This window comes from Fructobacillus papyriferae, assembly GCF_018437225.1.
Classification (GTDB): Bacteria; Bacillota; Bacilli; order Lactobacillales; family Lactobacillaceae; genus Fructobacillus; species Fructobacillus papyriferae.
Genome location: NZ_JAAMFI010000004.1, coordinates 90,736 through 98,309 on the forward strand (window position 1 = coordinate 90,736; position 7,574 = coordinate 98,309).

A 7,574-nucleotide genomic window follows, 5' to 3' on the forward strand; every position below is an offset into this window, starting at 1 on the left:
GTCTTTTTTCGGTGATTCGGCTTATTTGTCGCGGACAACTAAAACATCGACTTTGCTAACACGGGTGACATAGGAAGTGACTGAGCCGACAACGAAACGTTCGACTGCATTCAAGCCAGTTGCGCCGATGATGATCAAATCGGCGCCGATCTCTTGTGGGATATCGTGTGCCAGCAAAGCCTTAGGCGATCCGTAATCAATGCGATAATCCACCGTTTCGACTGAAGCGTCCTTTGCTTGTTGTTGGTACTTTTCCAACATCTTACGAGCATCTTCCGTGACCGTATCGACCATGCTGTTGTCAAAAGCTGAAATGTTGTGAATGGCCCGTGTATCAATGACGTTAGCTAAAACAAGCGCACTTTTTTGGTCCGCTCCTTGTGATTGTGACAGTGAGATGGCCCGCTCTAAAGCGGCTTTTGATTCATCAGAACCATCCATTGGAACAAGAATCTTTTGATAGAATGCTGACATGACCCATCCTCCTTTTTCTTAAGTATAGAGCAAGCCGATGGTAAATGGCAATAAAAAAAGCCCACCTAAAGGTGGACTCGTAGGGCAAGCCTACGATACTTCCTTGGCACCGTTAATCGCCGCTCAGATTTTCCTCGAAGTTATCGAGGTGGGCGGTTCAGCCTTAAGTCAACCTACCAAATGAGAAGGCTTGGTTGACGGACTGGCATTCCCGTCCAATTAAAAGGTTGTAAGGAAAAAGCTGGTATTGCGGCAACGCGTATACCGAAGTATTCGTTTATAGTATAGGAAAAAAATCAATAAAATAACAGTCTTGACATGAAGAAAGTGGGAATATTGAAAAGAAAGTCAGCATTCGATGAAAAGACTCGCTAGCAAATAAACCAACCGATTACTTGTCGCGCAACCCTTTTTGCTGGTTTTTTTTCAAGTTTTCGTTGACCTCTTTTAGTTGTTTTTCATAGGCCGAATTGCCTTTTGGTTCAAAGTAATGATCGTTTTGAAGGGCATCTGGCAAATATTGCTGGGCCACCCAGTCATTTTCAAAGTCGTGGGGGTAGATGTAGTCATTGCCGTGACCTAGTTTAGCCGCGCCGGCGTAGTGCGCGTCCTTCAAATGCGCAGGAATGCTTTGTGCCTTCGATCGGCTGGCTTGCGCCAGGGCTGCGTCCATGGCTTTGTAAGCTGCGTTAGATTTTGGCGCAAGCGCTAATTCGATAACCGCATTGGCCAAAGGAATACGGGCTTCGGGTAGGCCGAGTTTTTCCGCCGTTTGGATTGCTGTAACGGCACGAAAGGCGGCGTTTGGGTTTGCTAGACCGATGTCTTCATAGGCAATCACCGTCAGACGGCGAACCAAAATCGGTAGGTCGCCAGCTGCAATCAAACGCGCGGTGTAGTGTAGGGCAGCATCCACGTCAGAGCCACGAATCGACTTTTGCAAGGCGGAAATCACATCGTAATGGGCATCGCCGTCTTTGTCCGCCACCAAAGCTTGCTTCTGCGAAGTTTCTTCGACCACTTCTAGGTTGATCTTGATTCGCCCCTCGGCGTTTTCTTTAGTCGATAAAACGGCTAATTCAAGCGAATTCAATGCCGAACGGAGGTCTCCGTTGGTGGCTTGGGCCAGGTGGTTCTTGGCCTCAGCGGTGATCTCGACTGGATAGTTGCCCAGACCGTTTTCTTTGTCAGCCAAGGCACGGTCAATGGCTTTTTTGATATCGTTTGTCGTTAGTGGATGGACCTGAAAAATCTGCGTACGCGAGCGGATGGCTGGCGTGACGTTGAGATAAGGATTTTCCGTTGTGGCACCAATCAAAATGATAGCCCCAGATTCCAAATGTGGCAGCAAGAAATCCTGCTTGACCTTGTTTAATCGATGAATTTCGTCCAGCAGCAAAACGACCGTGCCAGACATTTTGGCCTCCTCGGCCACCGCTTGCAAATCCTTTTGGGAGTCCGTAGCAGCGTTCAGCGCTCGAAAAGCAAAATTGGTCGACCCGGCAATGGCGGAAGCAATCGAGGTTTTTCCAGTTCCAGGTGGTCCATAAAGGATCATCGAGGAAAGCCGTTTAGCCGCCACCATGCGCCAGATGATTTTATTTTGACCAACGAGGTCTTTTTGACCGACAATGTCTTCAATTCGCTTGGGGCGCATCCGAAAAGCGAGTGGTTTTTGTCCAGACATGGGCATTTCCTTTCTGACGTTTTTGATAAAAGAAAGGCTAGCTTGAAGCCAGCCGGATGGTTTGTCTAAATTTCAATGTTGTCCAGATCAATGGCCTTCTTTTCTGCTAAGACAAAGGCGTAGGGATCATCAGTCTGCTTCGACACGTCGTGATTGGATAAAAGCGAGTAGGCGTTGCCCGCCTGGATAACCAGCTTTAAGTAATCCATGTAGGCGTCGCCAGCCAAATCTTGGTCAATTAGCAAAGTGGCGTTCGGATAAGCCCTGAGCTTCTCTGACAAAACGACTTTGCTCCGCTCACTACCGACTTGGGATACTTTGATGGCCAGAACCACTCGCTCCCGAAAAGTACCAAGGTAACGACGTTTTTCATCTGGTTTTAAGTTCGGTCCGGACCCGTTTTGATTTTGTTCCAGGCGGTCATTGACGTCCATGTTAGCCCTCCTTATTTCTTCTCTTTCCATTATACGGAAAAAGAGTAGGGGATACAAAAAAGCCTCCGCTGATGCGGGGGCTTTTTTTAAGAACCAATTGGTATAAGAAATTATCCCAAACGGTTGTAGTATTCGACGATCAATGCTTCGTTGATGTCGGCATCGAGTTCTTCGCGTTCTGGCAAACGAACAAGCTTACCTTCCAACTTTTCAGCGTCGAATTCAACGAATTGTGGACGTGAAACCACTGATTCAACAGCGATTTGGATAGGCACAATGTTCTTTGACTTTTCACGAACCGAGATCACTTGGCCAGGGACCACTTCGTATGAAGGGATATCAACGCGCTTGTTGTCAACCAAGATGTGGCCGTGGTTAACCAACTGACGTGCTTGTTGGCGCGTCGTTGCCAAACCTAAGCGGTAAACCAATGAGTCCAAACGACGTTCAAGCAAGATCATGAAGTTGGTACCGTGCGTACCTTGACGGATCTTACCAGCCTTGTTGAACAAACCGTGGAATTGACGTTCCGTCAAACCATAAGTGAAACGCAACTTCTGCTTTTCCTTCAATTGCGTACCATATTCAGAAATCTTACCGCGACGACCTTGTCCGTGGTCACCAGGGGCGTAGGCACGACGTGCCAATTCCTTACCAGTTCCTGACAATGAAACACCCAAGCGACGTGAAACGCGCCACTTTGGTCCAGTATAACGTGACATATAAATGTCCTCCAAAATGTATTTTGCTGTACATTTGAGGGCCTGCACCAGATGCGTGCAACGTCGATTGATTCGTTTCTCAGAAACCGTAGCTCAGTTCTTACTAACGAGTTGGGACGTTGTTGACGCGCTTCTTTGCAGACTGCTACCAATACAACTTCAATTAGTATAGCAAGAATGTACCAAAAAGGCAAACGAAGCTGAAAGCTTCAATGCCTGGCGGAACGTTGAAGGAAAAGTTAAGAAAAGTCTAAAAAGTCGACGGATCGAGGGGATTGTTTAGGAAGTGGTGTAAAGTGGAAATTAGCATAATAAGAAGAGTTGAGGGCAAAACTATGTGGATTATCATCTTAATCATTCTCGTACTGCTGGCCTTTGTAGCGGTGGCTTGGGCGATCTTGGAGCAGCGTAAAGCGGCCGGTCAAGTAGCGGACTTCGAATTGGCTAAGCGCGCACTCTTAAATGAAAAAGTGGATCAGCAGATTCAAGCGGCTAAAAAGATTTCGTTGTCTGGTCAAGCACTTCGGGAATATGAAGCAATTCAAGGGCAATATTCTTATTTGACGAAGACCCTTTTTGCCAAAATGGACCAAGAACGGGCGCAAGCTGAATCAAAAACGGCTGGCTTGAATGTCTGGGGAACCAAAAATGCTTTGCGGCGCTTACTTTCGTTGACAAAGGAAGCGGCCCAAGTGCAGGCAAGCATCAAGGATGGCTTGGACAATTTGTACCAACAAAACGATCGGCATCACGCGGCTATTCGCCAATTACACGACGAACACGAACAGATTTTGCTTCGAATCGAAAACGAGCCTGAATCTTTTGGTCCTGCCACGGCTGCGTTGGCTGATTTTGTGAAGCAAAGTGAAAAAAATTATCAAGAATATCTTGCCCTGCAACATGAAGAAAAGGCGGTCGAAGCCTCAGAAGCTTTTGAAGCACTCGGGATGGAAGCTGGCCAGCTGACCAGCTACCTTCAGTCGATTCCAATGATTTTTCAGACATTAAATGTGAAGTTTGTCGAACAGGTTCAAGAAATTGTGGATGGCAAGGCAGCACTGGAGACACGCGGTGTGATTTTTGATCAAGCAGCGGTGCAGGAAAACTTAGCCCAAATTGATGATGATCGTTTGGCGGCATTGAGCGCGTTAAGTCATTTGAAAATCAAAGAGGCGACAGAATTAGAGCAACAAATTAATCAGCAAATTCAAGCCCTCTACGAATTGTTAGAAAAGGAATACGCAGCATATAACCGTTACTTCAAGCAAACGGATTTGGTGAAGCAAGCCTTTGAACGAATTTCGGAACAAAACCACTCCTTAATGATTGAGTTGGCGTATCTGAAGAGTCGTTTCCAGTTGACACACGATGAGGAAAAAGTCCAACAAGAAGCGGCAGATGATATCGAAGACATGGTCGCTAACCAACAGGAAGTGGCGACGGCCTTGTCTGAAAAAGAGTTGCTTTATTCAGAAGCTTGCCAAGAACAGGAAAAGTGGCTGACGCGTTTTAAAGAATTGGATACAAAGCAAGTCGCTTTGTACAAGCAAATTGAGGCTTTTCAACCGGCATTGCAATCGGCCAAAAAGCATGCTGCCGATGCCGTTGCTCAGTTAAAGGATCTCAAACGGTCTCTGGAACGTCGCGATCTCCCCGGCTTGCCAAAGGACTTCTTAGATCATTTTTTTGCCTTGTCTGACGAAATGACGCGGTTGAACGAGGGGGTGAACGCATCCCTTGTTGATTTAGATGGTGTGCAACGACAGTTGAACATTGTCGCCTCTGATCTGGATACGGTGAAGGAGGAGGCCAAGACGGTTGCCATTCAGGCGGACTTGGCGGTTACACTCCTGCAGTATGCTTCTCGATATGCGGCCAATAGCAGCCAAATGAAGCAAAGTTTGCAAGAAGCACAAACGATGTATGATCAAGACTTTGACTTTGCCGGTGTTATTGAGCTTATCAAGCCAATCTTAAATGAAGCAGAGCCCGAGGCTTATGCTCGCTTAGTGGCAAACCAAGATCCGGTAACGTTATAAACTAATAAAAAAAGACGCCTAAGCCAGGCGTCTTTTTTTATTTGGATTGAATAGTGGAATGTTTGATGCCGTAAAAGAAGTACCAGAGTAACCCGAGAATCACCCATACGGCGTATAGATGTAAGGTAATCATTGGTAGACAAGCGATCAAGAATAATGAAAGTAAGGCCGTTAAGGCAGGTAGTACTGGGAAAAGAGGCATTTTGAATCCGTTGTGTGACAAGTCTTTACGTTTGCGTAAGATCAAAACACCAAAACTAATAAACATGAAAGCGGTCAAAGTACCAATGTTAATTAAGTTGGTTAGGGTGGATAACGGCACAAAACCGGCCAAGAAGGCCTCGACAAGAACCGCTAAAATAATGGCGTTTTTGGGCAGGTGGGCAGCGTTGACGTGACCAAGTGCTTTTGGCATCAGGCCGTCACGGCCAAAGGAGTAGGCCAAACGGGAGGAGGCGAAAATCAAGGCCAAAATAGCAGTAAACATCCCAATTAAGGCACCAATCGTGATGACAACGGAGAATTGCGTTTGTTTGATCGTTTGCAAGGCAAAAGCGGCAGGATCATCAACGCCAAGTTGTTTGTAATTAACGATACCGGTCAACACAATGGCAAAGAGTGTGTAAAGTGTTGACGAAATGACCACGGTTCCAAGAATGCCACGAGACATCGTCTTGGTTGGATTTTTAACTTCCGCTGCGTGTGCGGCAATGGTGTCAAATCCTAAAAAGGAGAAGATGATGGAGGCAGTGGCCGCGGTGATACCACCAAGACCAAGGAAGCCCGTTTGGAATTGTTTTGGATAGAAGTCGGCATAATTAGCTGGTTTAATGAAGAAAAGACCGCCGATGACAAAAAGTAAAATAATGGCAATCTTCAAGACGACCCCGGCGTTCTCGACTTTTTTGGACTGTGACAGTCCGGCAAACAAAATAAACGTGGCCACTAAAATGACCAAAACGGCCAATAAGTTTACGATACCGCCTTGCCCTGGGCCGGCTTGTAACATGGTTGGCAAACCAAGCCCCATTTGTTGAAGTAAGGAATTGAGGTAGGCGGAAAAGCCGGTTGCAATGGCCGAAACAGCCAAAAAGTACTCTAAAATCAAAGACCAACCCAAAAGCCAACCGATGATTTCGCCATAAATGACAGAGCCATAAGAATAAGCTGAACCAGCAACTGGCATGGCGGATGAAAATTCAGCAAAGGCCATGCCGCAAATGCCAGAGAAGAGGGCGGCCAGCAAAAAAGAAATCGCAACTGCTGGGCCTGCATGATTAGCGGCCTCGTGTCCTGGTAAAATAAAGATACCAGAACCAATGACGGTGCCGACACCAAGACCAATCAGGTCTTTAGTGGAGAGCACGCGAGCCATTTGGCCATCTTTTTCTAAGTAGCCGGAGATCGACTCTTTTTGGAAAGCGCGTTTTAATATGTCCATCGTGTTTCTCACTTTTTTCTAATATTACGTCTTATTGTAGCAGGTTCAAAATAGCTTGTCGATTCTTTTAATGGTAAAATGGGCCCAGCTGAAGGAGAAGACGTTCATGAAAAATCGAGTGATTGTTTTGATGGGGCCAGCAGGAGCGGGAAAAAGTTCGGTTGCTTCCTATATAGAAGAAAAGTGGGGGATCCCGCAGGTCATCACCCATACTACGCGCGCAAAGCGGATTGGGGAAACGGATGGGGTGGATTACTATTTTGAAAGTAAGGCCTCTTTTGAAACCAAACATTTCTTGGAATCGGTCAATTACGGTGGCCATCGTTACGGTTCGTCGATTGAAGGATTGAAACGGGGCTTTGAAAAAGCCCCCTTTGTTTCCATTGTATTGGATACCAAGGGAGGGCAAACTTATGAAGAAAGGTTGGGGGAGCAAGCTTGGCTTTGGTATGTTACCGTTTCAAACGTGGCCGAGCTTCGTTCGCGTTTGATTGCCCGGGGGGATGATGAAAAAGCGATTGTTCAGCGCTTATCCTCAGCAGAATTCAAACGGGACTTGGCCTTACCAAAAGCTTTCGAAAATAAGGCGCTGGTGATTAAAAATGATGACTGGGAAAAAACGAAACAAGCAATTGACGCCCAGTTGTCAAAGGAGCAAAACGACTAAAGACTTTCTTAATTATTTTTTGCAAAAAAAGCATTGACCTGAAGCAACAAAGACCGTATACTAATTATTGTTCCTTACGAGGGGCGGCGCTAAGCAAGTCAACTTGCGAG

7 protein-coding genes are annotated in these 7,574 nt (G+C 46.4%); 2 read left to right on the forward strand and 5 right to left on the reverse strand.

Translation table 11 applies throughout. The features are described from left to right. Positions 1–21 precede the first annotated feature (21 nt). From G6R27_RS06210 to rpsD, 4 genes are all read right to left on the reverse strand, one after another. On the reverse strand, positions 22–474 hold the full coding sequence (locus G6R27_RS06210; protein WP_213820204.1) for a universal stress protein: 453 nt from the start codon (positions 472–474) through the stop codon (positions 22–24). A 391-nt stretch (positions 475–865) separates the two neighbouring features. After that, positions 866–2,161, reverse strand: coding sequence for a replication-associated recombination protein A (locus G6R27_RS06215; RefSeq protein ID WP_213820205.1), 1,296 nt, complete (start codon positions 2,159–2,161; stop codon positions 866–868). Between the two features lie 65 nt (positions 2,162–2,226). After that, positions 2,227–2,595 (reverse strand): DUF1694 domain-containing protein, encoded by a 369-nt coding sequence (locus G6R27_RS06220; protein ID WP_213820206.1) that lies wholly within the window; start codon positions 2,593–2,595, stop codon positions 2,227–2,229. 110 nt (positions 2,596–2,705) lie between these two features. Then, positions 2,706–3,317 (reverse strand): 30S ribosomal protein S4, encoded by a 612-nt coding sequence (gene rpsD, locus G6R27_RS06225; RefSeq protein ID WP_213820207.1) that lies wholly within the window; start codon positions 3,315–3,317, stop codon positions 2,706–2,708. Between the two features lie 335 nt (positions 3,318–3,652). Between rpsD and G6R27_RS06230 the strand changes: the two genes are divergently transcribed. Continuing rightward, on the forward strand, positions 3,653–5,356 hold the full coding sequence (locus G6R27_RS06230; protein ID WP_213820208.1) for a septation ring formation regulator EzrA: 1,704 nt from the start codon (positions 3,653–3,655) through the stop codon (positions 5,354–5,356). A 37-nt stretch (positions 5,357–5,393) separates the two neighbouring features. On the opposite strand, the gene G6R27_RS06235 is transcribed toward G6R27_RS06230, so the two are convergent. Beyond that, positions 5,394–6,797 (reverse strand): APC family permease, encoded by a 1,404-nt coding sequence (locus G6R27_RS06235; RefSeq protein ID WP_213820209.1) that lies wholly within the window; start codon positions 6,795–6,797, stop codon positions 5,394–5,396. Positions 6,798–6,903: 106 nt separating this feature from the next. Here G6R27_RS06235 and G6R27_RS06240 point away from each other — a divergent pair, with 106 nt between their 5' ends. Then, positions 6,904–7,464: a guanylate kinase gene (locus tag G6R27_RS06240; protein WP_213820210.1), complete on the forward strand. Its 561-nt coding sequence runs from the start codon at positions 6,904–6,906 to the stop codon at positions 7,462–7,464. Positions 7,465–7,574 lie beyond the last annotated feature (110 nt).